This window comes from Delftia sp. RIT313 (assembly GCF_000632165.1).
Lineage (GTDB): Bacteria > Pseudomonadota > Gammaproteobacteria > Burkholderiales > Burkholderiaceae_C > Comamonas > Comamonas acidovorans.
Genome location: NZ_JFYT01000035.1, coordinates 289,212 through 314,185, shown reverse-complemented (window position 1 = coordinate 314,185; position 24,974 = coordinate 289,212). Strand labels below are relative to the sequence as shown.

At 68.4% G+C, this 24,974-nt stretch carries 18 protein-coding genes; 9 read left to right on the top strand and 9 right to left on the bottom strand.

Annotated elements, in window-relative coordinates:
• Positions 1–133: 133 nt before the first annotated feature.
• The 5 genes from BW39_RS08855 to BW39_RS08835 are packed head-to-tail and all read left to right on the top strand — an operon-like array spanning position 134 to position 5,247.
• Positions 134–1,081, top strand: a complete 948-nt coding sequence (locus BW39_RS08855) for a MurR/RpiR family transcriptional regulator (protein WP_235264177.1) — start codon at positions 134–136, stop codon at positions 1,079–1,081.
• Entirely contained in the window at positions 1,078–2,115 is a 1,038-nt protein-coding gene (locus tag BW39_RS08850; RefSeq protein ID WP_043821134.1) for an amino acid ABC transporter substrate-binding protein, read from the top strand. Before BW39_RS08855 ends, BW39_RS08850 begins: the two co-directional genes overlap by 4 nt.
• 20 nt (positions 2,116–2,135) lie before the next feature.
• The gene (locus tag BW39_RS08845) at positions 2,136–3,176 is read left to right on the top strand and encodes an amino acid ABC transporter permease (protein WP_043821132.1); all 1,041 of its coding nucleotides are present in this window, start codon (positions 2,136–2,138) and stop codon (positions 3,174–3,176) included.
• A gap of 17 nt (positions 3,177–3,193) precedes the next feature.
• On the top strand, positions 3,194–4,276 hold the full coding sequence (locus BW39_RS08840) for an amino acid ABC transporter permease (protein WP_043821130.1): 1,083 nt from the start codon (positions 3,194–3,196) through the stop codon (positions 4,274–4,276).
• Positions 4,273–5,247 (top strand): isoaspartyl peptidase/L-asparaginase family protein, encoded by a 975-nt coding sequence (locus BW39_RS08835; RefSeq protein ID WP_043821128.1) that lies wholly within the window; start codon positions 4,273–4,275, stop codon positions 5,245–5,247. The genes BW39_RS08840 and BW39_RS08835 overlap by 4 nt, the downstream gene beginning before the upstream one ends.
• 717 nt (positions 5,248–5,964) lie before the next feature.
• Here the strand turns inward: BW39_RS08835 and phbB are convergent.
• The 3 genes from phbB to BW39_RS08820 all read right to left on the bottom strand — a co-directional run bounded on the left by phbB (position 5,965) and on the right by BW39_RS08820 (position 10,112).
• Positions 5,965–6,702, bottom strand: a complete 738-nt coding sequence (gene phbB / locus BW39_RS08830) for an acetoacetyl-CoA reductase (protein WP_012205436.1) — start codon at positions 6,700–6,702, stop codon at positions 5,965–5,967.
• 212 nt (positions 6,703–6,914) lie between these two features.
• On the bottom strand, positions 6,915–8,096 hold the full coding sequence (locus BW39_RS08825) for an acetyl-CoA C-acetyltransferase (protein WP_013802555.1): 1,182 nt from the start codon (positions 8,094–8,096) through the stop codon (positions 6,915–6,917).
• 123 nt (positions 8,097–8,219) lie between these two features.
• Complete coding sequence (locus BW39_RS08820; RefSeq protein ID WP_043821126.1) at positions 8,220–10,112, bottom strand: PHA/PHB synthase family protein; 1,893 nt, start codon at positions 10,110–10,112, stop codon at positions 8,220–8,222.
• Positions 10,113–10,253: 141 nt separating this feature from the next.
• Here BW39_RS08820 and BW39_RS08815 point away from each other — a divergent pair, with 141 nt between their 5' ends.
• Positions 10,254–10,589: a hypothetical protein gene (locus BW39_RS08815; RefSeq protein WP_013802557.1), complete on the top strand. Its 336-nt coding sequence runs from the start codon at positions 10,254–10,256 to the stop codon at positions 10,587–10,589.
• Here BW39_RS08815 and pgeF read toward each other — a convergent pair.
• The gene (pgeF, locus tag BW39_RS08810; protein ID WP_052155298.1) at positions 10,509–11,366 is read right to left on the bottom strand and encodes a peptidoglycan editing factor PgeF; all 858 of its coding nucleotides are present in this window, start codon (positions 11,364–11,366) and stop codon (positions 10,509–10,511) included. The two genes, BW39_RS08815 and pgeF, sit on opposite strands and share 81 nt — an antisense overlap.
• On the bottom strand, positions 11,363–12,028 hold the full coding sequence (gene maiA, locus BW39_RS08805; protein WP_043821125.1) for a maleylacetoacetate isomerase: 666 nt from the start codon (positions 12,026–12,028) through the stop codon (positions 11,363–11,365). The genes pgeF and maiA overlap by 4 nt, the downstream gene beginning before the upstream one ends.
• 133 nt (positions 12,029–12,161) lie before the next feature.
• On the opposite strand from maiA, the gene BW39_RS08800 reads away from it, so the two are divergent.
• The 3 genes from BW39_RS08800 to BW39_RS08790 all read left to right on the top strand — a co-directional run bounded on the left by BW39_RS08800 (position 12,162) and on the right by BW39_RS08790 (position 16,724).
• Positions 12,162–12,857 (top strand): fumarylacetoacetate hydrolase family protein, encoded by a 696-nt coding sequence (locus tag BW39_RS08800; protein ID WP_034393172.1) that lies wholly within the window; start codon positions 12,162–12,164, stop codon positions 12,855–12,857.
• Positions 12,858–13,004: 147 nt separating this feature from the next.
• Positions 13,005–13,568, top strand: coding sequence for an NUDIX hydrolase (locus BW39_RS08795; protein WP_043821123.1), 564 nt, complete (start codon positions 13,005–13,007; stop codon positions 13,566–13,568).
• Between the two features lie 261 nt (positions 13,569–13,829).
• Positions 13,830–16,724: a chemotaxis protein CheW gene (locus tag BW39_RS08790; protein WP_043821122.1), complete on the top strand. Its 2,895-nt coding sequence runs from the start codon at positions 13,830–13,832 to the stop codon at positions 16,722–16,724.
• 53 nt (positions 16,725–16,777) lie between these two features.
• On the opposite strand, the gene BW39_RS08785 is transcribed toward BW39_RS08790, so the two are convergent.
• The 4 genes from BW39_RS08785 to smc are packed head-to-tail and all read right to left on the bottom strand — an operon-like array spanning position 16,778 to position 24,875.
• The gene (locus BW39_RS08785) at positions 16,778–17,785 is read right to left on the bottom strand and encodes a patatin-like phospholipase family protein (RefSeq protein ID WP_012205427.1); all 1,008 of its coding nucleotides are present in this window, start codon (positions 17,783–17,785) and stop codon (positions 16,778–16,780) included.
• A complete protein-coding gene (gene ligA, locus BW39_RS08780; protein ID WP_043821120.1) occupies positions 17,785–19,896 on the bottom strand; it encodes an NAD-dependent DNA ligase LigA in 2,112 nt (703 codons plus the stop codon). Before ligA ends, BW39_RS08785 begins: the two co-directional genes overlap by 1 nt.
• Before the next feature lie 47 nt (positions 19,897–19,943).
• Positions 19,944–21,290: a cell division protein ZipA C-terminal FtsZ-binding domain-containing protein gene (locus tag BW39_RS08775; RefSeq protein WP_043821118.1), complete on the bottom strand. Its 1,347-nt coding sequence runs from the start codon at positions 21,288–21,290 to the stop codon at positions 19,944–19,946.
• Between the two features lie 57 nt (positions 21,291–21,347).
• The gene (smc, locus tag BW39_RS08770) at positions 21,348–24,875 is read right to left on the bottom strand and encodes a chromosome segregation protein SMC (RefSeq protein ID WP_013802566.1); all 3,528 of its coding nucleotides are present in this window, start codon (positions 24,873–24,875) and stop codon (positions 21,348–21,350) included.
• Positions 24,876–24,974: the final 99 nt, after the last annotated feature.

Here is a 24,974-nt window from a genome sequence, read left to right as displayed (position 1 = left end):
CCTCCCCCCCACTCCCCTCACGCCCCCGCAGCCAGCGGAACGCATGGATCGTTCGGTTCAGGGTTTCTCCTGAATGAAAGATTTCATTCTTAAAAAATAATGAATGAAAGAGACCATTCACTTTCATTCATTCATGGAACTCCACCCCCACCCCGCCGTACAGGAACTGCTGCGCGCCAGCGTCGATGGCTCGCCCGCCGTCGCCCGGGTCGGCCGCTGGATGGCCGCGCATCCGGTGCTGGCCGTCACGTTGAGCGCCGAGGAAGTGGCCAATGCCTGCGGCGGCTCCCTGGCCGCCGTCAATCGCTTCGCCAAGCATGCCGGCTACGAAGGCTTTGCCGATTTGCGCCTGCACCTGGGCCGCCAGCTGCAGCAGGCCCTGGAGCCCGTGAACAAGCTGCGCGCGGCGCATGGACCCGAAGCCGCCACGGCAGGCGCCGTGGGCACCATGGGCGAGCAGGTTTTCGGGCACACGCAGCGCAACCTGCAGGCGGCTGCGCAGGCCTGCGACCCCGGCCTGCTCGACCAACTGGCCCAGCGCATCTGCCGCGCACGCCGTGTGCTCTTCATGGGGTTCGGCAGCTCCCACCATGTGGCGGCCTTTGGAGCCGACGTGCTGCAACCCTATCTGCAGCAGGTGGTGGAAGTGACCTCCGCAGGCGGATCGGAACAGGCGGTACGCCGCATGACAGGGCTGACGGAGCAGGACGTGCTGATCGCCATTTCCCTGCCGCGCTACTCGCGCGAAGCCGTCGCGCTGACGGGGCACGCACGCCAGCGGGGCGCCCTGACCATCGCCATCACCGACGAGTCCACGAGTCCGCTGGCCCGCGAGGCCGACTACACGCTGCTGGCGCCCGCCTCGCATCCCCTGCTGCCTTCATCGCCAATGGCGGCCATGGCCATGGTCGAGGCACTGGCCACCCAGGTCATCCGCGCCACGCCCCAGGCCGTGCGCAGCCTGGTCGAACTGTCCGAGTCGGTGCTTCCCTACCTGACTCCGGACGCCGATACCGCTTCGCCGGCGGCAGGCAAGCCGCAACCCCAGGCCCCCCATCCCGCTGGAAAGGATTCACCATGAACGCCCCTGCCCGTCTGCGCCTTGCGCTTACATCGATGGCCGCCCTCTTCACACTCGCTGCCGCGCCGGCCCACGCTGGCAAGACGCTGGACGGCATCAAGCAGCGCGGCGCCGTGGCCTGCGGCGTGCACACGGGGCGCGCAGGCTTTGCGCTCGCCGACGGCAGCGGCAACTGGTCCGGGCTGGACGTGGATCTGTGCCGTGCCGTGGCTGCCGCCACCCTGGGCGACGCCGGCAAGGTCAAGTTCATTCCCACCAGCGGCCAGACACGCATCACGGCGCTGCAGTCCGGCGAGATCGATCTGCTGGCACGCAACACCACCTGGACCTTCACACGCGACAACGGCCTGGGCCTGATGTGGGCGGGCGTCAATTTCCACGACGGCCAGGGCTTCATGGCCAGGAAGAAGCCCGGCCTGAACAGCGTCAAGCAGCTCTCGGGCGCCACCATCTGCGTGATCAGCGGATCCACCACGGAAAAGACCCTTTCGGAGTACTTTCGCGCCCACAAGCTCAACTACAAGGCGGTGGTGTTCGACAACCCCGAAGCCGCCCTGCAGGCCTTCAGCAGCGGACGCTGCCAGGCCTATACAGGCGACCTCGGCGCCCTGGCCGTGCTGCGCGGCAAGGAGCTGGCCAACCCCGACGACTACGTGATCCTGCCCGAAGTCATCTCCAAGGAGCCGGCCGGCCCGGCCGTGCGCCGCGGTGACGACGAATGGTTCGCCGTCGTGCGCTGGATACTCAACGCAATGATCGAGGCCGAGGAACTGGGCATCACCCAGGCCAATGCCGACGAGCTCAAGACCCGCTCCGACAGCATCCAGGTCAAGCGTTTCCTGGGCCAGAGCGACGACCTGGGCAAGCAGCTGGGGCTGGACAAGGAATGGGCGCTGCGCATTGTCAAGGCCGTGGGCAACTATGGCGAGAGCTATGAGCGCAACCTGGGCGCCAGGTCGGGCCTGAACGTGCCGCGCGGCAAGAACGCGCTGTTCACCAAGGGCGGCCTGATGATGTCGCCGCCGATGAACTGACGCGCCGAGGGCACCCTGCCATGAACGCCGTGAATGCTGTGAAAGCCGTGAATGCCATCGACGCCGGGGCACGGCAGCCACCGGCCCCCACCCGGCCACGCTGGGGCCGGCTGGCCTTGCAGCTCGCCATCGGCTGGCTGCTGATATTGCTGCTGGGCTGGCTGGCGCACAACGCCAGCCGCAACATGGCCGCGCGCGGCATTGCCGGGGGCTTCGGCTTTCTGGAGCAGACGGCCGGCTTTTCCATCTCCGAAGGGCTGCTGCCCTACGAGCCCGGCGACAGCTACCTGCGTGCGGTCGCAGCCGGCGTGGCCAACACGGTTCGCGCCGCCGTGCCCGCGCTCGTGCTGGCCACCGTGCTGGGCCTGCTGCTGGGCGTGGCCGCCGTGGCAAGGCATCCGCTGCTGCGCGGCGCCGTGCGCCTCTATGTCGATGTGGCGCGCAACATCCCGTTGCTGGTGCAGGTGCTGCTGTGGTATTTCGCGCTGACTTCGCTGCTGCCCGATGTGGACCACCCTCTGGCCATCGGCCCCCTGGGCTTTCTGAGCAAGGCGGGGCTGGCCCTGCCCGGCCCGGTGTACGACAGCGCGGCGGGCTGGCACTGGAGCTCGCCGCAGCCGGGCATGTTCGGCATCGACGGAGGACTGGCGCTGACGCCGGAATTCCTGGCCCTGGTAGGAGCCCTCGGCCTGTATGCCGCCGCCTATTGCGCGGAAATCGTGCGCGCCGGTCTGCAGGCCGTGCCGCGCGGGCAATGGAATGCCGCCTCGGCCCTGGGCATGCGCCGCGGCCAGCAGTTGCGCCTGGTCGTGCTGCCGCAGGCCCTGCGGGTGATCATTCCCCCCTATACCAACCTGGCGCTCAGCACCATCAAGAACTCCTCGCTGGCCGTGGCCATCGGCTACCCCGACGTGGTGATGGTCGCCAACACCGCCATGAGCCAGACCGGCCAGGCCATCGAGTGCGTGACCATCATCGCGGTGGTCTACCTGGCCATCAACCTGCTGACCTCGCTGGCATTGAATGCCTTCAACCAGCGCAGTGCCTTCATCACACGCTAGCCGGGAAAGACCTGCCCATGAGTGCCGTACTCCGCGCACCGGCCCTGCCGGTGGCCCCGCCCCGGGTTCCGCTGGCGCAGCGCCTGCGCGCCAGCCTGTTTCCGGATGCGCTCTCCGGGCTCATCACCGCCACGCTGCTGCTGGCCGCGCTGTGGGCGGGCTGGAAGCTGCTGGCCTGGGGCCTGCTCGACGCCGAAACCGCAGCCAACCCCGACACATGCCGCGCTGCGGCCGGCGCCTGCTGGGGCGTGGTGCGCGACAAGTACCGTCTGGTGTTCCTGGGGCGCTACCCCATGGCCGAACAGTGGCGCCCCGTCACCGCCAGCCTGCTGCTGCTGGGCAGCGTGGGGGTGGCGGCACTGCCGCGCTTCTTCGGCCGCGCCGGCATGGCAATGTTGCTGGCCGGGTTGACCGGCTTTGGCGTGCTGATGGCGGGCGGTGTGGCTGGCCTGGCACCCGTGCCCAGCGATCTGTGGGGCGGCCTGCCGCTGACCCTGTTCCTTGCCGTGATCGCCTGCCTGGCAGGCGTTCCGCTGGGCATTCTGCTGGCGCTGGGCCGGCGCTCCAGCCTGCCCTTGATCCGCATCCTGTGCACAGGCTTCATCGAGGCCGTGCGCGGCGTGCCCCTGATCACGCTGCTGTTCTTCGGGGCCTTCGTGCTGCCCATGCTGGTGCCCGCGCAGTGGCGGGTGGACCCCATGGTCCGCATCGCCGTCTGCCTGGCGGCCTTCAGCGCCGCCTATCTTGCCGAGGTGTTTCGCGGCGGGCTGCAGGCCGTGCCTCAGGGCCAGGTCATGGCGGCCCAGGCCATGGGCTTCACCAGGGTGCAGGTGTTGCGCCACGTGGTCCTGCCGCAGGCGCTGCGCGTGACCATCGCGCCCACGGTGAGCAACTTCATCGGCGCGGTGAAGGACACCTCCCTGGTGGCGATCGTGAACATCTACGACATCACCGGCTCCCTGAAGATGGCCATGAGCGACCCCCACTGGATTGCGTACTTCGTGGAGATGTACATGGTGGTCTGTGCCGTCTACCTGCTCATCGGCCTGGGCATCGCCCGCTATGGCCGCTTCCTGGAATCGCGCTACGCGCTCCAATGAACATGTCCCAGAACTCCCGCAAATTTTCCATTGCCGTGCACGGCGGCGCAGGCACCGTCATCCAGGGCCAGGCCGACGAGGCCCCCTACCACGCCGCGCTGGCCCAGGCGCTGGAGGCGGGCGCCGCCCTGCTGCGGCGCGGCGCCAGCGCGCTGGACGCCGTCCAGGCCGCGTGCCAGTCCCTGGAAGACTGCCCGCTGTTCAATGCCGGGCGCGGCTCCGTCTACACGCGCGATGCGCGCCACGAGATGGACGCCGGCCTGATGGACGGCAGCAACCTGCGGGCCGGCGCAGTCGCTTCCGTCAGCCAGGTGCGCAATCCGATTGCGCTGGCACGGCATGTTCTTGACGACGGCCAGTGCGTGCTCCTGGTCGGCGAAGGGGCGCAGCGGTTTGCCGATGAACGCGGGCTGGCGCGGATGGATGCACGCTACTTCGACTCTGCCGAGCGCCTGGCACAGCTGCGCCGGGTGCAGGCGCAATCCGGCCAGACCGCGCTGCTGGACCACGACGCCAGCGGACTGGCGGCGCACCCTGCTCCGCTGAACGAGAACGGCAAGATGGGCACGGTCGGCGCCGTGGCGCGCGATGTGCATGGCAACCTGGCCGCGGCGGCATCCACCGGCGGGCTGACCAACAAGCGCCCCGGGCGCGTGGGCGACACGCCCGTGGTGGGCGCAGGTTTCTACGCCGACAGCACCACCTGCGCCGTGGCGGCCACCGGAACCGGAGAGCATTTCCTGCGCGCAGCCATCGCGCACGACATCCATGCGCGCATGCGCTACCTGGGGCAAAGCCTGGAACTCGCAGCCGACGCCGCAGTGCGGGGCACGCTGACACACATCGGTGGCCAGGGCGGCGTGGTGGCCGTCGACAGCCAGGGACGCGTGCACTGCCCCTTCAACAGCGCCGGCATGTACCGCGGCTACATCGTGGACGACGCGCCTGCCGTGACCCTGATTTTTGCCTGAGGGACGTTTCCGCCCCGGGTTGACCTGTGCCCACGCATTGCGGGCAACGAGGCGTAACAGCATCGGCATTGGCCCGCCACGCCCGTAAGCCTCTGTCAGGAAACGGATTTTTTCTCAACGCGCCAAAAATCTGTCTTCAAACTGACAGATCACCACCTCCAGGCTTGCAATTGCTTGCTTCCTGGGGCAATCCCTGAGTCAACCTGCAGCCACTTGCCCGCGTTGAACACGCAACAAAGGAGTGATTGCACATGACCGACATCTTTTCCCACACCGCCCTGCAGACCCGCTTTGCAGCCGCTGCGCTGGCCCAAGCTGTCTGGCCATGGGATGACCGTGACCGCAAGCGCGGCCCCCGCAACGCCTGAAAACCGGGTCACAAAAAAGTTTCGACTTCCTTCGAAAATTTTTTAAAAACCTGTCAACCAGCTGAATCTGGCCCGCGTTAAGAGAGCAATACAGGAGAAAGTTTCCATGCAAACGACTGCCATCATGTCCATCTGGCCCGAAGACGAACGCGATCGCAAGCGCTGAGGCGCTGGCTGGCGCACACGGTGCCCCAGTCTCTGACACCACCGGTCTGACGGCCTTCCGTGCAGACCCCCTCTTCCACAGAACCCGCTTCAGCGGGTTTTGTCATTTCTGGGACATTGGCAGCGGTGCTACCCAACAAAAAAGGAGCCCGGAGGCTCCTTTGCAGCGCGAACCCTTGCAGGTTCAATGCATGTGCAGGCCACCGTTGACCGAAAAATCGGCGCCCGTGGAATAGCCGCCTTCCTCCGAAGCCAGCCAGGCGATGATCGATGCGATCTCGCTGGGCTCGCCCAGGCGCTTGACGGGGATGGTGCCCACGATCTTCTCCAGCACGTCGGGACGGATGGCCTTGACCATGTCGGTGCCGATGTAGCCGGGGCTCACGGTGTTCACGGTCACGCCCTTGGTGGCCATCTCCTGCGCCAGCGCCATGGTGAAGCCGTGCATGCCCGCCTTGGCGGCCGAGTAATTGGTCTGCCCGGCCTGGCCCTTGGCGCCATTGACCGAGCTGATGTTGATGATGCGGCCCCAGCCCTTTTCCACCATGTCGCCCACGACCTGCTTGGTCACGTTGAACATGGAGTTGAGGTTGGTCTCGATGACGGCCTGCCAGTCCTCCGGCGTCATCTTGATGAACATGCGGTCACGCGTGATGCCGGCATTGTTGACCAGCACATCGATGCTGCCGTGCTCGGCCTTGGTCTTGCTGAAGGCCTCGACGGTGGAAGCCCAGTCGCCCACATTGCCGACCGATGCATGGAAGTTGTATCCCAGCGCCTTTTGCTCGTCCAGCCACTTCTGAAAGTCGCGCGACGGACCGCAACCTGCGATGACCTTGAAGCCTTCCTTGTGCAGACGCTGGCAGATAGCCGTTCCGATGCCTCCCATTCCCCCTGTGACATACGCTACTTTTTGAGCCATTCTTCTCTCCTGTCAATCAATGGTTGCTTCAGATCAATCTATCCACGACAACCGGGGCATTGACTCCGGTTATCACCAAGGGTGCCTGAACCTCTGGGTCCAGCACCCCCGTATGGCTAGTATGCAGCGCGTGCGCTGCGCCTCTCTTCGGGCAGGCCCTAGGCAGGCCTAGGATCTACCCTGAAAGCTTGCTAACGTTTTCCCGGAGCCCTTCAGACGCGCTCCACCGCCATGGCCACGCCCATGCCGCCGCCGATGCACAGGCCGGCCAGGCCCTTCTTGGCGCCGCTGCGCTGCATCTCGTGCAGCAGGGTCACCAGGATGCGGGCGCCCGATGCGCCGATGGGGTGGCCGATGGCAATGGCGCCGCCGTTGACGTTGACCTTGGCCGGGTCGATGCCCAGCTCCTGGTTCACCGCACAGGCCTGGGCCGCGAAGGCTTCGTTCAGCTCGAACAGGTCCACGTCCTGCGCGGTCCAGCCTGCACGCTCCAGCGCCTTGCGCGAGGCGAACACCGGGCCCAGGCCCATGGTGGCGGGGTCCAGGCCGCTGGTGGCGTAGGAGACGATGCGCGCCAGCGGCGTCAGGCCCAGGGCCTTGGCCTTGGAGGCGCTCATCACCACCACGGCGGCCGCGCCATCGTTCAGGCCCGAGGCGTTGCCGGCCGTCACCGAGCCGGCCTTGTCGAAGGCCGGGCGCAGGCCTGCCAGGGCGTCGGCATTGGTCTTGCGGTTGATGTACTCATCGGCCGCGAACACCACGGGATCGCCCTTGCGCTGGGGAATGCTGACGGGAACGATTTCGTCCACGAACTTGCCTGCGTCCTGTGCGGCCGTGGCCTTTTGCTGGCTGGCCAGGGCCAAGGCATCCTGCTGCTCGCGGCTGACGCTCTTTTCCTTGGCCACGTTCTCGGCCGTGATGCCCATGTGGTACTGGTTGTAGACGTCCCACAGGCCGTCCACGATCATGGTGTCGGCCATCTTCCAGTCGCCCATGCGCTGGCCGTCGCGCGAGCCGGGCAGCACGTGGGGCGACAGGCTCATGTTCTCCTGGCCACCGGCCACGACGATCTCGCTGTCGCCCGTGGCCACGGCCTGGGCTGCCAGCATCACGGCCTTCAGGCCCGAGCCGCAGACGGCGTTGATGGTGAGGGCCGGGGTTTCCTTGGCAACGCCGGCCTTCATCATGGCCTGGCGTGCGGGGTTCTGGCCTGCGCCAGCGGCCAGCACCTGGCCCATGATGACTTCACCGACCTGGTCGGTGCCGACCTTGGCGCGGTTCAGTGCCTCGCGGATCACGATGGAGCCCAGTTCGGTGGCGGGGATCTTGGCAAGGGTGCCGCCAAACTTGCCAACGGCAGTACGGACAGCGGAAACGATGACGATGTCTTCCATGATGACGGACCTTTCTTTGGACTCTTGAAGGGATGCCCGGGCGCACATTGCCGCAGTCGCGGCAGCGGCACCCTGCATTCAAGCCGCAGCGTTATTGCACTGCAGCATCGAAACGATTGTGCCTCAGGCCTTGACCAGTACGTAGCGGCCCGGGGCCGGCTCGATGGCCGTGTATTCCCTGCCTTTGCCGTACTGCTTGGGCGCTGCGACCAGCTTGCCGCCGTGCTCGGCCAGCCAGGGGCTCCAGTCGGCCCACCAGCTGCCCGGGTACTCGTCGGCGCCGGCCTGCCATTCCTTGAGCGTGGGCGGCAACTGGCCGTCCTCGCGCAGCCAGTAGCTGCGCTTTTTCTTGGCTGGCGGATTGATCACGCCCGCGATGTGGCCCGACGCGCCCATCACAAAACGCTTGTCGCCGCCCAGCACCTGGGTGGACGCATAGGAGCCGCCCACGGGCACGATGTGGTCCTCGCGCGAGCCATAGATATAGGCTGGCAGGCGCAGCTGGTGCATGTCGATGCGCTCGCCGCAGACGGTCAGCGCGCCGGGCTGGGCCAGCTTGTTTTCCAGGTAGAGGTTGCGCAGGTACCAGGCGTAGTAGGGACCGGGCAGGTTGGTGGAGTCGCTGTTCCAGTACAGCAGGTCGAACGGCGGGGGCGTCTCGCCCTTGAGATAGTTGCCCACCACGTAGTTCCAGACCAGGTCGTTGGGCCGCAGAAAGCTGAAGGTGGACGCCAGGTCCTGGCCCTTCATGAGGCCGCCCTCGCCCATCTGCATCTCACGGAAGCGCACCACGGATTCGTCGATGAAGACATCGAGGATGCCGGTGTCGCTGAAGTCGATGAAGGTAGTCAGCAGCGTGACGCTGGCCACGGGAAACGGCACGCCAGCTGGCGCCGTGGCGCGGGCTGTGGATGTACGGGCGGCGCTGCGGCTGCCAGCCGCGCGCTTGGCCGCAGGCGCCTTGGCCGCCGGAGCGGCAGTTGCGCCATGCTCGCGGTCATGGCGCGCCTGCAGCACCGCCAGCGCGGTGGACAGCATGGTGCCGCCCACGCAAAAGCCCAGCACATTGATCTGCTCGGCTCCTGCGATCTCGCGCGCCACGCGGATGCCGGTGAGCACGCCGTCCTCGATGTAGTTGTCCCAGGTCTTGCGCGCCAGGCTTTCGTCGGGGTTGCGCCAGCTCATCACGAAGGTGCGATGGCCCTGGCTGACGGCGTAGCGGATCAGCGAGTTGTCGGGCTGCAGGTCCAGGATGTAGAACTTGTTGATGCAGGGCGGCACCATGAGGAAGGGCCGCTCGTGCACCTTGTCCGTCAGCGGCTTGTATTCGATGAGCTGGAACAGCTCGTTCTCGAACACCACGGCGCCTTCGGTGGTGGCGACGTTCTTGCCCACGGTGAACAGGCTCTCGTCGGTCATGGATACATGGCCCTGGCGCATGTCGGCCAGCAGGTTGGCCACGCCCTGGGCCAGGCTCTCGCCCTGGGTTTCGATGGCTTTCTTCTGGGCCTCGGCATTGAGTGCCAGGAAGTTGCTGGGCGCCATGGCCGCCAGCCATTGCTCGACGGCGAAGCGCACGCGGTTGCGCGTCTTGTCATCGGCCTGCACGGCATCGGCCAGGCCCATGAGCATGCGACTGTTGAGCAGATAGGTCGCAGCCGTGGCCGCCGTCAGCGGATTGCCGGCCCACGATTCGGTGTTGAAGCGCTTGTCCTTGGCCAGCAGCGCCTGGGCGCCGCCCTGTTCGGCCATGGCCTTGGCACCATCCAGGTACTGGCGCTGCAGCTCCAGCAGCTTTTCGGGATCCAGCGACAGCGCGTTCTCGGGCAGGGCGCCGGGTTCGGGGACGGCCGCTTTCCAGGCCTGGGCCATGTCCGGCATGCCTGGCATGCCCTGGGTTCCCGGAAGGCCTGGTTGCCCCAGCTGCTGCAGTGTCTGCAGCGTGCGGCTCCATTGCTCGTTCCAGAATTGCTGGACGGATTGGCCTGACAGGCCAGCGAGTGGGTCAAAATTCATGCTGCATCCTTGTTCGTGGATGCCATGCAATAGCCTGGGGCTTGCGGGGCATCCGTTTTGATTGTGACCCAGGCGAGCCCCGCCTTGCCCGGCACAGACCTCCACGAAAACCCGTGCCTCGCTCGTTTTTTTGGTTCGACCATGTATCTCGTTGTTATCGCCTGGCTGTATGTCACTCTGATGATGGCAGTGGCCGAGGCCGCAAGCCCCACGGGCAGCATACTCGGCGCCGTGATCACGTTCGCACTCTATGGACTGCTGCCGCTGTCCATCGTGATCTACATCATGGGCACGCCCGCGCGCAAGCGAAAACGCCATGCACGCGAATTGGCCGAGCGCGAGGCCTGGCTGGCGCAGCAGCAGGCCTCGCAGAGCGGCCCCGGCACGCAGGCGCGCTCAGTCCTTCCAGATGCAGGCGGCGAACCGCCCGCTGCTGCCCAGGCGGGCAGCGTCGCGCCGGTGCGAAAAGAACCGTGAGCCGTTGAGCACCGTGCACCATGCGTCGCCGCCGTCATTGCCGTAGATGGCGGTGATGCCCAGCGCCGCCAGGCGCTGGCGCGCAAGCCCGGCCAGGTTGGCCAGGTACTTGGGTGCGCCCCCGCCGTCTTGCGGCACGGCGGTGAAATGCGCCCCGGCCGCCGCGTCATGCGCGATGAAGGCCGCGCGCACCTCGGCGCCCACTTCGAAGGAGCGCTGACCGATGCAGGGTCCGAGCCAGGCCAGGGTCTGCTGCGCCGCTTGCCCGGGCGGTGTCTGGATCTGGCCTGCAAAGCGCTCGAACAGCGTCTCCAGCACCCCGCCCGCCAGCCCGCGCCAGCCCGCATGGGCCGCGCCCACCACGGCACCGCTGCGATGGGCCAGCAGCACGGGCAGGCAGTCGGCCACCATGATGGTGCAGACCACGCCCGAGGCGCTGGTCACGCAGGCATCGAAGGCCTGGCCCTGCGCGCTGCCTGCATCCAGGGCCACGACATCCACGCCATGCACCTGCTGCAGGAACACCGCGCAGGCGCCCGGCGTATGGTCACGCACGATCTCCTGCAGCCGCTGGCGGTTGGTGCGCACGGCCTGCGGGTCATCGCCCACATGGTCGCCCAGGTTCAGGCTGCCCCAGGGCGCCGTGCTGACGCCGCCTTCGCGCGAAGTGCACAGCGCGTGCACGCCGGGCGGCGCGGGCCACTCGGGCACCAGCCAGGATGCGGGGATGGTGCCGGGGAGGTTGCCGGGGATGGAGTCAGGCCGGGCTGCGCTCATTCCGCGTCGGGGCAGGCCGAGGGATGGGCCTTCTGGAAGGCCGGCAGCGCCTCGCAGCGATCGACGATGGCCGCCAGGCGTGGCAGGCCGTCCAGGCTCACGTTGAAGCGGCGGCCGTTGAAGACCTGCGGCACCAGGCAGCAGTCGGCCAGCGTGGGCGTGTCGCCCCAGCAAAACAGCGAAGGCGCCAGGCCTGCGGCCTCGCGCTCGGCGGCCAGCAGGTCCAGCTGGCGTTCGAAGGCTTCCAGGCCGGAGCGCACCCAATGCACGTACCAGCCGCTCTTGGCCTCGTCGGAGACACCCAGGTTGCGCACCAGGTACTTGAGCACGCGCAGGTTGTTGAGCGGATGGATCTCGCAGGCCACCATCTGGGCCAGCGCGCGCACATGGGCACGGCCCAGGGCGTCGCGCGGCAGCAGCGGTATTTCGGCATGGGTCTCATCGAGATATTCGATGATGGCCATGGACTGGGTCAGCCAGTGGCCGTCCTCGGTTTCCAGCGCCGGCACCAGCGCATCGCCGACATGCTGGGCATAGGCCGGCGCCCTGTGGTCGCCGCGCAGCAGGTGCACGGGTACGGATTCATAGTCCAGGCCCTTGATCTGCAGCGCAATGCGCACGCGGTAGGAGGCCGACGAGCGGAAGTAGGTGTGGAGCTTCATAGACCGCAAAGCATACCGTGCGACCCGGGGTCTGTTCCGGCTCATCCGGCCATCGCGTTGCCCCGCTGCGGGGCCACAGGCATGGCACACTTGCGACGGCGCCCACGAGACAAGGCGCCAGAGGAACACCGACATGAGCTACGTTTTCAACCCGCCCGCCGTGGCCAGCGTACCCGTCCTGGGCCGCCCCGAGCGTTTTCCCGTGCACCGCATCTACTGCGTGGGCCGCAACTACGAAGAGCACGCCAAGGAGATGGGCTTCACCGGCCGCGAGCCGCCCTTCTTCTTCCTCAAGCCTGCCGACGCCATCGTGCCCGTCGAGGCCGGCACCACGGGCACCATGCCCTACCCCACGCTGACCTCCAACCTGCACCACGAGATCGAGCTCGTCGTGGCCATCGGCAAGGCGGGCAAGAACATCCTGGCCGCCGACGCGCTGGACTACATCTGGGGCTACGCCGTGGGCCTGGACATGACGCGCCGCGACCTGCAGAACGACATGAAGAAGCAGGGCCGCCCCTGGTGCATCGGCAAGGCCTTCGAACATGCCGCGCCCATCGGTCCCATCACCCCGGCAGCCGAGGCCGGCGACATCGCCAAGGCCACGATCTCGCTGCAGGTCAATGGCGCCGACCGCCAGCGCAGCGACATCGGCAAGCTGATCTGGAACATTGCCGAGACCATCGAGCACCTGTCGGCCGCCTGGGAACTGCAGCCCGGCGACCTGATCATGACGGGCACGCCCGAAGGCGTGGCCGCCGTGGTGCGCGGTGACCTGCTGGAAGGCCGCATCGATGGCCTGAGCCCCTTGAGCGTCAAGATCGCCTGAGATCCCTGTGCCTGGCGACAGGCCGGCAAGGCAGCGGGGAGCGCGCTCCCCGGCCTGCCGGCCTTCGTTTTTCTGAACCCACAGTCCGCCGCACGGAAAGCCTTCCTGCCTTCCGTCTGGCGGCGCTTTCACTTCCATGGTGTCGGCATGATTTTTCGCAGCCCCATCAAGTTCTGCCGAGCCTGCGGCACGGCCGTGGTCTACCGCATTCCCGACGATGGCGACACGCGCGAACGCGCCGTGTGCCCGCACTGCCACACCATTCACTACGAGAATCCGCTGAACGTGGTCGGCACCATCCCCGTCACCGACGACGGCCGCGTGCTGCTGTGCAAGCGCAACATCGAGCCGCGCCGGGGCCTGTGGACCCTGCCTGCCGGCTTCATGGAACTGGCCGAGACCACGGCGCGCGGCGCCCAGCGCGAGACCGATGAGGAAGCCGGTGCCGACATCGAGATGGGGCCGCTGTTTTCCATCGTTGACGTGCCCAAGGTCAGCCAGGTCCACCTGTTCTCCCGCGCCCGCCTGCGCAGCGAGCAGTTCTATCCAGGCCCGGAGACCATGGAGGCCCGCCTCTTTGCCGAGGCCGAGATTCCCTGGGAGGAACTGGCCTTTCGCACCGTGCGCGTGACGCTGGAGCGCTACTTCGAGGACCGTGCAGCGGGCCTGCTTGACGCGCACCGCGTGCACTCCATCGACCTGAGCCTGTAGGCGCAAGCACCGCCGTCGGGCACCACCGTGCTGCGCGGCAGTGCCGTCCGCACCCCGGTGACGCCAGGCCATGCCCCGGCGTGGCGCCGATGGGGCTGCGGGTGGGGCCGTGGATGGGGTGTGGAGGGGGTTGTCATCCCTGTGTCACCTTGCAGACACATTTAGTCACAAGCTGGCCTCCTTCTTGCTCATTGCATCAGGCTTTTCCCTGATCGGGGAAAGCGGGTTTCACCCAGCCTGAACCTGACTGCGGAGCGCTCCATGGCCACATCCCTGCCAACCGACCTGATTCTTCCCCACCTGCGGGAACTCAACCGCAACGCCGCCGACCTGCGCGAGATACGGCTCATGTGGCGGCTCATCGAGGCCTCGGCCCGCATGCAGGCCTCGCAGCAGGGGCAGGCCCTGGTGTCCATGCTCACCGACACGCGCCAGGGACTGGAGCAGCTGGAGCAAGGCCTGCTGCAGTCGCAGCTGGCGCAGTCCGCGCAGGAGGCCATGGCCCAGCTGGGCATGCAGTCCGCCCATGCCATCGACCTGCTGGTGCGAAGCCTGTACGAGCGCACGGCCGATGTCGGCTTTCTCGCCGCCGATACCGTGCTGTGCGAGGCCATGGCCCGGCTTGACGATGGCGATGGCGATGGCGATGGCGATGACTGCAGCCTGCCCGACATGGCGGCCGGCGGTCTGCGCGCATGGCAGGCACCGCTGCAGGCGCACTTGCAGGCCCACCTCCAGAGCTACCGAGCCAAGTACACGGTGTATGACGACATCCTGCTGCTGGACACGCAAGGCCAGGTCTGCGCACGTGCCCAGGCGCAGGCAGGCCGCAAGCCGCTACCGCCCTGTGCCGAGGCCTGGTTCCAGCAGTCCCTGCAGCAGGCCGGCCATGTCAGCCATTTCGGCGCCAGTTGCGTGCTGCCCGGCGCTGACCGCCTGATCTACGCGCAGCGCCTGCTGCACCCACGCACCATGGCGGTGCTCGGCGTGCTGTGCCTGAGCTTCGACTTCGCCGCCGAGATGCAGGCCATCTTTGCCTCGGGCGGGCCGCGCGCCCAGGTGGGCCTGCTGCTGGACGACGGCGGACTGGTCATCGCCAGCAGCGACGCCCACTGGATAGCCCCCGGCAGCCGCGTGCCCATGCACCATGGTGATGCCGTGCAGCCGCTGATCCATGCAGGCCGCACCTACCTGGTGCGCACGGCGCGCGCCCTGCCCTACCAGGGCTATGCGGGACCGCAGGGCTGGCAGACCCAGGTGATGGCACCGCTGGACCTGGCCTTCGCCGCGCAGCAAAGACCGCAGGTCCTGCAGGCGCTGGAGCCGGCCATTGCCGAGGGGCTGATGGCCCAGGCGCGCGGCTTTTGCCCGCCGCTGCACGCCATGGCCCGCGCGGCCGACGACATACGCCGCGTGGTCTGGAATGGCCAGGTGCTGGCTGCCAGCCAGGCGCCGGAGTCCACCGTGCAGGGCGCGGCCCACCCGGACCCGCTGCAGGCCGTGCTGGAGCAGATGGGCGAGACCGGCGACCTGACCCATGCCGTGTTCACACGCGCCATTCACGGCCTGCACGAGACCGCGCTGTCCACCCGGCTGCAGGAGCACAGCACGCTGAACCGGCTGCTGATGGACCTGCTGGAGCGCAATCTCTATGAACGTGCCAACGACTGCCGCTGGTGGGCCCTGACGCCCGGCCTGCAAAAGGTGCTGGAGGACAACAGCGGCTGCCTGGCCCTGTCGGTACAGGCCCACGACAGCGCGCAGCGGCTGCTGGAGCAGCTCAATGCGCTGTACACCGTCTATGCGCGCATTGCGCTGTACGACGCCCAGGGCCTGGTGCTGGCCTGCAGCCATGAGGACCAGGCCGGCCTGCCCCTGGCTCCCGGCACGCGCGTGCAGGCATCGGCCCTGCAGGCCACTGTGCTGCTGCGCGATGCCCAGGCCTACCACGTGCAGGAGATGGACGATGGAGGCCTGCCCGTCCATGTCTACCATGCCGCGCTGCGCGCGCCATCGCCTGGGAGTGAACAGGCGCACGGACATGCACACGGCGGCGATCAGGGCCCCGTCATCGGCGGCATCGCCCTGCTGTTCCACACGCGGCGGGAGCTGCAGGCCATGCTGCAGGCCGCAGCACCAGAGCAGGCAGCAACGGCAGAGCAGGCTGCAGCCACCGATCCCGAAGACAGCGGCCTGCCGCGCCTGCCGATGGAAGCCTTCTACGTGGCGCGTGACGGGCGCATCGTCGCTGCCAGCCATGGCGGGCGCCCGCTGGGCAGCTGCATCGCAGGCGTGGCCGGCCTGGCATCGCTGGCCGATGGCGAGGTGCGCAGCAGCATCGAGGAGATCGAAGGCCACTACTGCATCGTCGGCATGGCCGCCGGGCGCGGCTACCGCGAGTTCCGGCTGGACCAGGGCGCGGCACGCGATGCAAAAGAAAGCGCAACGGACGACACACTGGCAGGCCTCGTCAGCCTGAGCCTGCAGCGGCTGGGCCCCGTGCATGCCGATGCGCGCAACCGCGCGCTGCGCCTGGCGTCGGCCACCCGGCTGGATGGCGCCCGGCCCGCTACGCACGGGCACGGGCACGGGTACGGGCACGGGCACGGGCACGGGCGCGCCGTGCATGGCAGCGGCGATGCGCCTGTGGAACTGGCCAGCTTCTACGTGGGCGCCAGCCTGCTGGCCCTGCGCGCGGGCGATGTCTGCGAGGCCCTGCCCGCCAGCGCCATCTCGCCCGTGGCGGCAGGACGGCTGCCGTTTTGCGTGGGCGCGCTGGCACGGCGCAGCCAGGGCAGCGTCAGCGGCTATGTCTGGGTGTTCGACCTGGCCGCGCTGCTGCAGGGCCAGCCCGGCGTGGTCACCGAGCAGTCACAGGTCATCGTGGTCCAGCATGGCGGCCTGCGCGTGGGCCTGCTGGTCAGCGCGCTGCAGGGCGTGCACCGGCTGCCAGCCAGCGCGCTGGTGGATTCGCCCATGCTGAACGCGGCCGACACCGCGACGGCCCTGGTGCGCAAGCTGGTGCATGCCGATTCGGGCCTGCCGCTGATCCAGTGCCTGGACCCCGCCGCGCTGATGCGCAGGCTGCAGCCTTCGCGCGTTGCCGCGGCCAATGCCGACCGCAATGCGGTCAGCGTGGAAAGGGAGGCGGCGTAGCCCGGGCCGGTCGGGCATACCAGGCGTGCCGGGTGTGTCTGGTGTGCCGCGCCTCAAAGGCCCCAGTGGCGCAGGCCCGGCAACGCGGCCTGCGCTGCCTCGTAGCCTTCGTCGATGGCCTCGCGGGCGCGGTGGAAGTCCAGCAGGCCCAGGTGGGACAGGCGCGGCGCTATCACCAGCTCGGGCGGGTCGCCCGCCATGCGGCTGCGCGTGATGCGCATCTGCATGATGTTGACGCTGGTCATCACCACGTCCAGCAGCGAGGGCGGACGGGGCGGGGGCTCGGTCTCGCGGCCGGCCTCGTCGCGGTGGTGGCCGGGCATCCACCCCATCACGCCGCGCTGCAGCCTGCGCACCCATGCCGTGCCGGCCACGGCGCTGGCCTGGCCGGCCAGGTCCTCGGGCGCCACGCCCTGCTCCACGGCGGGCGGGGCTTCCTCCAGTGGCGGCGCGGCAGCCATGGCGGCGGAGGGAACCAGCGGCCGCATGTGGCGCCGCATGATGTCGGCGTTGAGATCGACGGCGATCACGATGTCCGCGCCCATGGCGCGCGCCAGCGAGGCGGGCACGGGGTTGACGATGCCGCCATCGACCAGCAGCCGCCCCTCGCGCTGCACGGGCGTGAACAGGCCGGGCAGCGCGATGGAGGCACGCACGGCATCGGCGATGGAGCCCTTGCGCAGCCAGACCTCGGCGCCCGAATGCAGGTCGGTGGCCACGGCGCCGAAGGGAATCTTCAGGTCCTCGATGGCCGAGTCCACGAAGTGCTCGCGCCAGAACGCGATCAACTTCTCGCCCTTGAGCATGCCGCCCGTGATGTTGAAGTCCATGAAGCCGAACACCTTGCGCATGCCCAGGCCCAGCACCCATTCCTCGAAGCGCTGCATCTCGCCAGCCGCATAGGAGGCACCGACCAGGGCGCCGATGGACGAGCCGCAGATGATGTCGGGCCTCAGGCCCGCATCCTCCAGCGCGCGCAGCACGCCGAAATGCGCCCAGCCGCGCGCCGACCCGCTGCCCAGCGCCAGGCCGACCACGGGTTTGCGCGGACTCAGCGCCATCAGCGGTCCCCGCCTGCCAGCAGCGCCAGCATGCCGGCCTCGTCCAGCACGGTCACGCCCAGTTCCTCGGCCTTGGCCAGCTTGCTGCCGGCCTCGGCACCGGCCACCACATAGCTGGTCTTCTTGCTGACCGAGCCGGAGACCTTGGCGCCCGCGGCCTCCAGCATCTCCTTGGCCTGGTCGCGGCCCAGCGTGGGCAGCGTGCCCGTGAGCACCACGGTCATGCCGGCCAGCGGCTGGGCGGTCTGCTCGCGCGCCGCGCCCTCTTCCCAGTGCACGCCGCAGGCACGCAGTTGCTCGACCACCTCGCGGTTGTGGGGCTGGGCGAAGAAGGTGTGGATGCTCTCGGCCACGATGGGCCCCACGTCGCGCACCTGCAGCAGTTGCTCGACGCTGGCGTCCATGATGGCGTCCAGCTGGCCGAAGTGGCGGGCCAGGTCCTTGGCCGTGGACTCGCCCACCTGGCGGATGCCCAGGCCGAAGAGGAACCGCGACAGCGTGGTCTTCTTGGATTTTTCCAGCGCGTCCAGCACGTTCTGGGCCGACTTCTCGGCCATGCGGTCCAGCGATGCAAGGGCCACAAGGCCCAGGCGGTAGAGGTCGGGCAGCGTGCGCACCACGTGGCCGTCCACCAACTGGTCCACCAGCTTGTCGCCCAGGCCCTCGATGTCCATGGCGCGCCGCGCGGCAAAGTGCAGGATGGCCTCCTTGCGCTGCGCCGGGCAGAACAGGCCGCCCGTGCAGCGGTGGTTGGCCTCGCCCTTGGGCCGCGCCACGGCGCTGCCGCAGATGGGGCATGCAGCGGGCATGCGGAAGTTGGGCACATAGGCCGGCCGGTCGCCGGGCACGCGGCCCACGACCTCGGGGATCACGTCACCGGCGCGGCGCACGACCACGGTGTCGCCCGTGCGCACGCGCTTCTTGCGGATCTCGAACAGGTTGTGCAGCGTGGCATTGGTGACGATGACGCCGCCCACTGCCACGGGGGCCAGGCGCGCCACGGGCGTGAGCTTGCCCGTGCGGCCGACCTGTATGTCGATGCCTTCCATGCGCGTGGGCATTTCCTCGGCCGGGTACTTGTGGGCCACGGCCCAGCGCGGCTCGCGCGAGACAAAGCCCAGCTGGCGCTGCTGGGCCAGGCTGTTGACCTTGTAGACCACGCCGTCGATCTCGTAGGGCAACGTGGCGCGCTCGGCGCCCATGCGCTGGTGGAAGGCCACCAGCTCGGCTGCACCCCTGGCGATGCAGACCTGGGGCGCCACCGGAAAGCCCCAGTCGCGCAGCGTCTGCAGCATGGCGTAGTGGGTGACGAAGTCGGGGCCGCCCTGGGCAGCCGGCGTGATCTCGCCCAGGCCATAGGCGAAGAAGGACAGCGGGCGCTGCGCCGCAATGCCCGAGTCCAGCTGGCGCACCGAGCCTGCCGCCGCATTGCGCGGATTGGCAAAGCTCTTGCCGCCGGCGGCCTGCTGGCGCTCATTGAGCTTGACGAAGTCGGCGCGGCCCATGTAGACCTCGCCGCGCACCTCGACCACGGGCGGCACGCCCTTGCCTTCGGGCAGGGACAGCGGAATCTTGCGGATGGTGCGGATGTTGTGGGTGACGTCCTCGCCCACCTCGCCGTCGCCGCGCGTGGTGGCCTGCACCAGGCGGCCGTTCTCGTAGCGCAGGTTCATGGCCAGGCCGTCGAACTTGGGTTCGGCCACGTACTCCACGGGCGGCGCGCCTTCGGCCAGTTCCAGCTCCTTGCGGATGCGTGCGTCGAAGGCCTCGGCACCCGTGGCCTCGTTGTCGGTCTCGGTGCGGATGCTGAGCATGGGCACGGCATGGCGCACGGGCATCAGGCCGTCGAGCACGGCGCCGATCACGCGCTGCGTGGGCGAGTCCGGCGTGACCAGTTCGGGATAGGCACCTTCCAGCGCCTGCAATTGCTGGAAGACGCGGTCGTACTCGCCGTCGGGCACGGTGGGCGTGTCCAGCACGTAGTACTCATGCGCCCATTGGTTGAGCTGGGCGCGCAGAGCCTGCACTTTGGCCAGCACCTTGTCGGGGGCGGCCCCGGACTCCGGCGCCGCGGGGGCTGCGCCGGAGAAAAGATCCAGATTGTCATTCATGGGGTTGAGGCCAGGAGCCTGTTGTGCACCAGGGGCACCGCGCCGCGTCAGCTGAACAGTCGCCGCGCCAGCATGGAGCCCGCCGACAGCTCGCGGCTGTCGAGCTTGTCATAGAGATGTTCCAGGTCGTGCTGGATGGGGTCCAGCGCCATGGCCGGCAGCAGGTAGCCGTTCTGGTCGCAGAGCACGCCGTCCATGGTCTGGCACAGGCGCTCGGCCACCTGGCGCAATTGCACGAAGGCCTGCTCGCCGCGCGGCACCTGGGGCACGTCCAGGCTCAGCAGGAACTCGCGCACCACCGAGGTGTCCAGGTCGTCGGCCATCGCCGCCTGCGGGTCGTAGTTGAGCACCAGCACCGGCGGCATGCCGGGCGTGGGCGAAGGCAGGGCCATGCGCCCGGGCATGGAGCCCGGCAGAAAGCCCTGGCGCGATGCGTTCTGCTGCACGTAGCCCGCGCTCCAGGAGGCCTGGCGTGCGCGCAGCATGAAGGTGAGCTGGGCGTCGTGCTCGCTGGCGAACTGGTCGAGCTCGCGCGCACGCGCCACTTCCTGCAGCATGTCGGGCACGTCGGGCGTGGCGCCCAGCGCGTCGGCAAAGCGCTGCACCTTGGCAACGAACTCGGAGAACTCGATCTCGTTGAGCGCACCCGTGCGGTTGGCCAACTGCACGCCGGCCTGGAAGCCCAGGTAGCGCTGGCCGGGCTGCAGCGGCTCCCACTGGTGGGTGGACTGGTTCATGCCTTCGATCGCAAAGGGCTTGTTGCCCGCGCGCCGCGTGGCGGGCTGGGCCTGCAGCGCCAGTTCGCCGGGTACGGCCTGGCCGACCTGCACGGGGGCAATGGCGTCGATCAGCGCATCCAGGCCCGGGCGGCTGGCGGCCGCGCTGGTCAGGGCCGCGTCGTTGAGGGAAGGCTCGATGGACTGCGGTGCCGACGGGGGCGCCGCAGGCGCGGACACAGATTCAGATGCGGGTGCCGATGCGCTGGCGTCTTCGCCCGCCTGCAGGGCATGGGCGGCCTGCGCGGACTGCACTGCCTGGGCGGCCTTGGCCGCCAGCGCAGCCTGGGCCGCGGCCTGGCGCTGCTGCTCTTCGAGCTGGACCAGATGGGCCAGCTCGGCGTCGGTTTCGGCGAAGCGGTCCGCGGAGGCGGGGCTCTGGCCCGGCGCGGCGGTGCCGAAGTCGCCCAGCACGGGCTCGCGCAGGCTGTGCGTCAGGTCCGGGCCGTGGCCCACGGTGTCCATGCCGGGCTCATGGCGCGAGGGATCGCGCTGCGCTTCATCGACGGGGTCGGCGCGCTTGGGTGCATTGCGGCGCGCGGACCAGCTGTTGTAGGCAAGGATCAGGGCCAGCACCACAAAGCCCAGGACGGCCAGACTGATTTGCAGGTTACTCATGGAATGAAGGAATGAAACGTCGTTCCAGCAAAGGGGTTTGAAAGGTTGCGGACATGCTCAGGATAGCTCAGCCATGGACAGCGCGGACTCCATGTCCACGGCCACGATGCGGGACACGCCCTGCTCCTGCATGGTCACGCCGATGAGCTGCTGGGCCATTTCCATGGCGATCTTGTTGTGGCTGATGAACAGGAACTGCGTGCTCTTGCTCATGCTGGCCACCAGCTTGGCATAGCGCTCGGTGTTGGCATCGTCCAGCGGCGCATCCACCTCGTCCAGCAGACAGAACGGGGCCGGGTTGAGCTGGAAGATGGCGAAGACCAGCGCAATCGCCGTCAGCGCCTTCTCGCCACCGGACAGCAGGTGAATCGTCTGGTTCTTCTTGCCGGGCGGCTGCGCGATCACCTGCACGCCCGAGTCCAGGATTTCATCGCCGGTGATGACCAGCTTGGCCTGCCCGCCGCCGAACAGCTCGGGGAACATGCGCCCGAAGTGCCCGTTCACGGTCTCGAAGGTGCCCGACAGCAGCTCGCGCGTCTCGGCGTCGATCTTGCGGATGGCATCTTCCAGCGTGTTCATGGCCTGGGTCAGGTCCTCGGTCTGCGCGTCGAGGAAGGTCTTGCGCTCGCGCGCCAGCTTCAGCTCGTCCAGCGCCGCCAGGTTGACCGCGCCCAGGGCTGCGATCTCGCGGTGCAGGCGGTCGATCTCGCCCTGCAGGCCGTGCATGCGCACATTGGCCTCGGCAATGGACTGGGAGACGGCGGCCAGGTCGGCGCCCGCCTCTTCCAGCAAAGTGGAGTACTGCTCCAGGCCCAGGCGCGCGGCCTGCTCCTTGAGCTGGAATTCGGTGATGCGCTGGCGCAGCGGGTCCAGCGCTTTTTCCAGTTGCTGGCGGCGTTCGTCGCTGGCGCGCAGCTTGTTGGTCAGGTCGTCATATTCGCTGCGGCGCGCGGCCACGGCCTGCTCGCGCTGCATCTTCAAATCCAGCGCATCCTGCAGGCCGCCCTGGGCCGCGGCATCGGTCAGGCGCGTGAGCTCGTCCTGCGCGCGCTGCTGCTCGTCGGCCAGGGAGCGGGCCTGCTGGCTGGCCGTCTCTATGGTGCGGCTGAGTTCGCCCCGGCGCGCCTCCAGGCTGCGCCGCGAGAAAGTGGCCTCCTGGGCCTGGCGCTCCAGCGTGCGCAGCTGCTCGCGCGATTCGTTCAGGCGCCGCTCGGACTCCAGCACCTTGTCGCCCAGCTGGGCATGGCGCTCCTGGCTATCGGCCAGCTGCATGTCCAGTTCCTCGAAGCGGGCTTCGGCCGCCACGCGGCGCTCCTCGATGTCGGACAGCTGGGCCTCGACCTCGGCCAGGTCGGCGCTGATCTGGGCATTGCGTGCACGGGCCTGCTCGGCCAGCTGCGACAGGCGCAGCGTCTCGACCTGCAGCTCGTGGGCACGGCTTTGCGATTCGCTGGCCTCGCGCCGGGCGCTGACCAGGCGCTGCGAGGCCTCGGCATAGGCGCTTTCGGCACGCACCAGAGCCGTGCGTGATTCATCGGAGATCAGCGCCTGGGCGCGCACTTCCTTTTCAAGGTGCTCGATTTCCTGGGCGCGTGCCAGCAGGCCGGATTGCTCCGAGTCCTGCGCATAAAAGCTCACGCTGTGGCTGCTGACGGCATGGCCCGTGGGCACGTAGACGGTTTCACCGGGCCGCAGTTCGCTGCGGCGCGACAGCGCCTCTTCCAGCGTGGGCGCCGTGTAGCAGTCCTGCAGCCAGTCGCCGAGCACGGCGCGCAGGCCGGCATCGTTCACGCGCAGCAGGTCCGACAGGTGCTGCCAGCGGCCAGCGGCCGGCGCGGGTGCGCCTTGCGGGGGGCTGAAGAAGGCCAGGCGCGCGGGCGGCGCATCGTGCCCGCCTGAGCCCAGAAAGCCACGCACCATGTCGAGCCGGCCCACTTCCAGCGCGCCCAGGCGCTCGCGCAGCGCGGCCTCCAGCGCGTTTTCCCAGCCGGGCTCGATGGCAATGCGGCTCCACAGGCCCTGCATGCCGTCCAGGCCGTGCTTGGCCAGCCAGGGCTGGAGCTTGCCGTCTGTCTTGACCTTTTCCTGCAGGGCCTTGAGCGCTTCCAGCCGCGCCGACAGGTCCGCGTGGCGCGCGGCCTCGGCGTTGACGGCCTGCTGGCGCGTGCGGCGGTCCTCGTCGAGCTGGGGCACGGAGTCCTGCAGCTCGTTGAGCACGGCATCGGCCATTTCAGCCAGTTCGCGCGCCTCTTCCAGCTGGGACTGCAGATTGTTCAGGCGGGCCTCGTCGGGCGTCTCCAGCGCGTTGCGGTCGGCGCGCAGGCGCTCGAAGCGGGTCTCGAACTGGCGGCGCTGCTCATCCAGGCTGCGCTGCTCGGCGGCCAGCACCTGGATCTGCTGCTGCACCTGGACCACGCTGGCGCGCTGGTCGGTGTCGGCCTTCTGGGCATTGCGCAGGGCGTCCTCCAGGTCGGGCAGGCGCATGCTTTGCTCCTCGACCTGGGCGGCCAGCATCTCGGCCTGTTCCTCGGCGTCCATGCCGGCGCCTTCGAGGTTCTCGATCTCGGCTTCGGCTTCCTCGCGGCGGCTGTTCCACAGCAGCACCTGCTCGGACAGCTGCTGCAGCCGCTGCTGCACGCGCTGGCGGCCTTCGAGCACGTAGCGGATCTCGGCCTCCAGCTTGCCGACTTCGGCCGTGGATTCGTAGAGCTTGGCCTGGGCCTGGTTGACCTGGTCGCTGGCGTCGTAGTGCGCCTGGCGCAGGGTTTCGAGTCCGCTTTCGTTGTTGCGGATGTCGGCCATGCGCTCTTCGAGCTCGTTGACGGCCTGCAGGCCCTCCACGCGCACGCGGTCCTGCTCGGCCTCGGCCTCGGCACGCTTGAGGAACCACAGCTGCTGCTGCTTGAGCGTGACCTGGGACTGCAGCGCGTTGTACTGGGCCGCCACCTCGGCCTGCTTTTCCAGCCGGTCGAGGTTGTTGTTGAGCTCGCGCAGGATGTCTTCCACGCGCGTGAGGTTCTCGGTGGTGGCCGAGAGCCGGTTCTCGGTCTCGCGCCGGCGCTCCTTGTACTTGGACACGCCTGCGGCCTCTTCGAGGAACAGGCGCAGTTCCTCGGGGCGCGACTCGATGATGCGGCTGATCGTGCCCTGGCCGATGATGGCGTAGGCGCGCGGGCCCAGGCCCGTGCCCAGGAACACGTCCTGCACATCGCGGCGGCGCACGGCCTGGTTGTTGATGAAGTAGCTGCTGTTGCCCTCGCGCGTGAGCACGCGCTTGACGGCGATCTCGCCGAACTGGCCCCACTGGCCACCCGCGCGGTGGTCACTGTTGTCGAACACCAGCTCCACGCTGGAGCGGCTGGCCGGCTTGCGGTGCGTGGTGCCGTTGAAGATCACGTCCTGCATGGACTCGCCGCGCAGCTCGCTGGCCTTGCTCTCGCCCAGCACCCAGCGCACCGCATCCATGATGTTGGACTTGCCGCAGCCGTTGGGGCCCACCACGCCCACCAGTTGCCCCGGCAGCATGAAGTTGGTGGGCTCGGCGAAGGACTTGAAGCCGGACAGCTTGATGGAATTCAGGCGCACGATGCAGGCAGATGGCGGTCCGCGGCGAACGGACGAATGAGGACGTGGGGGAACAACAGGGAAGCTCGGAATGATACCGCGCGCCACCCCCGCTCAAGA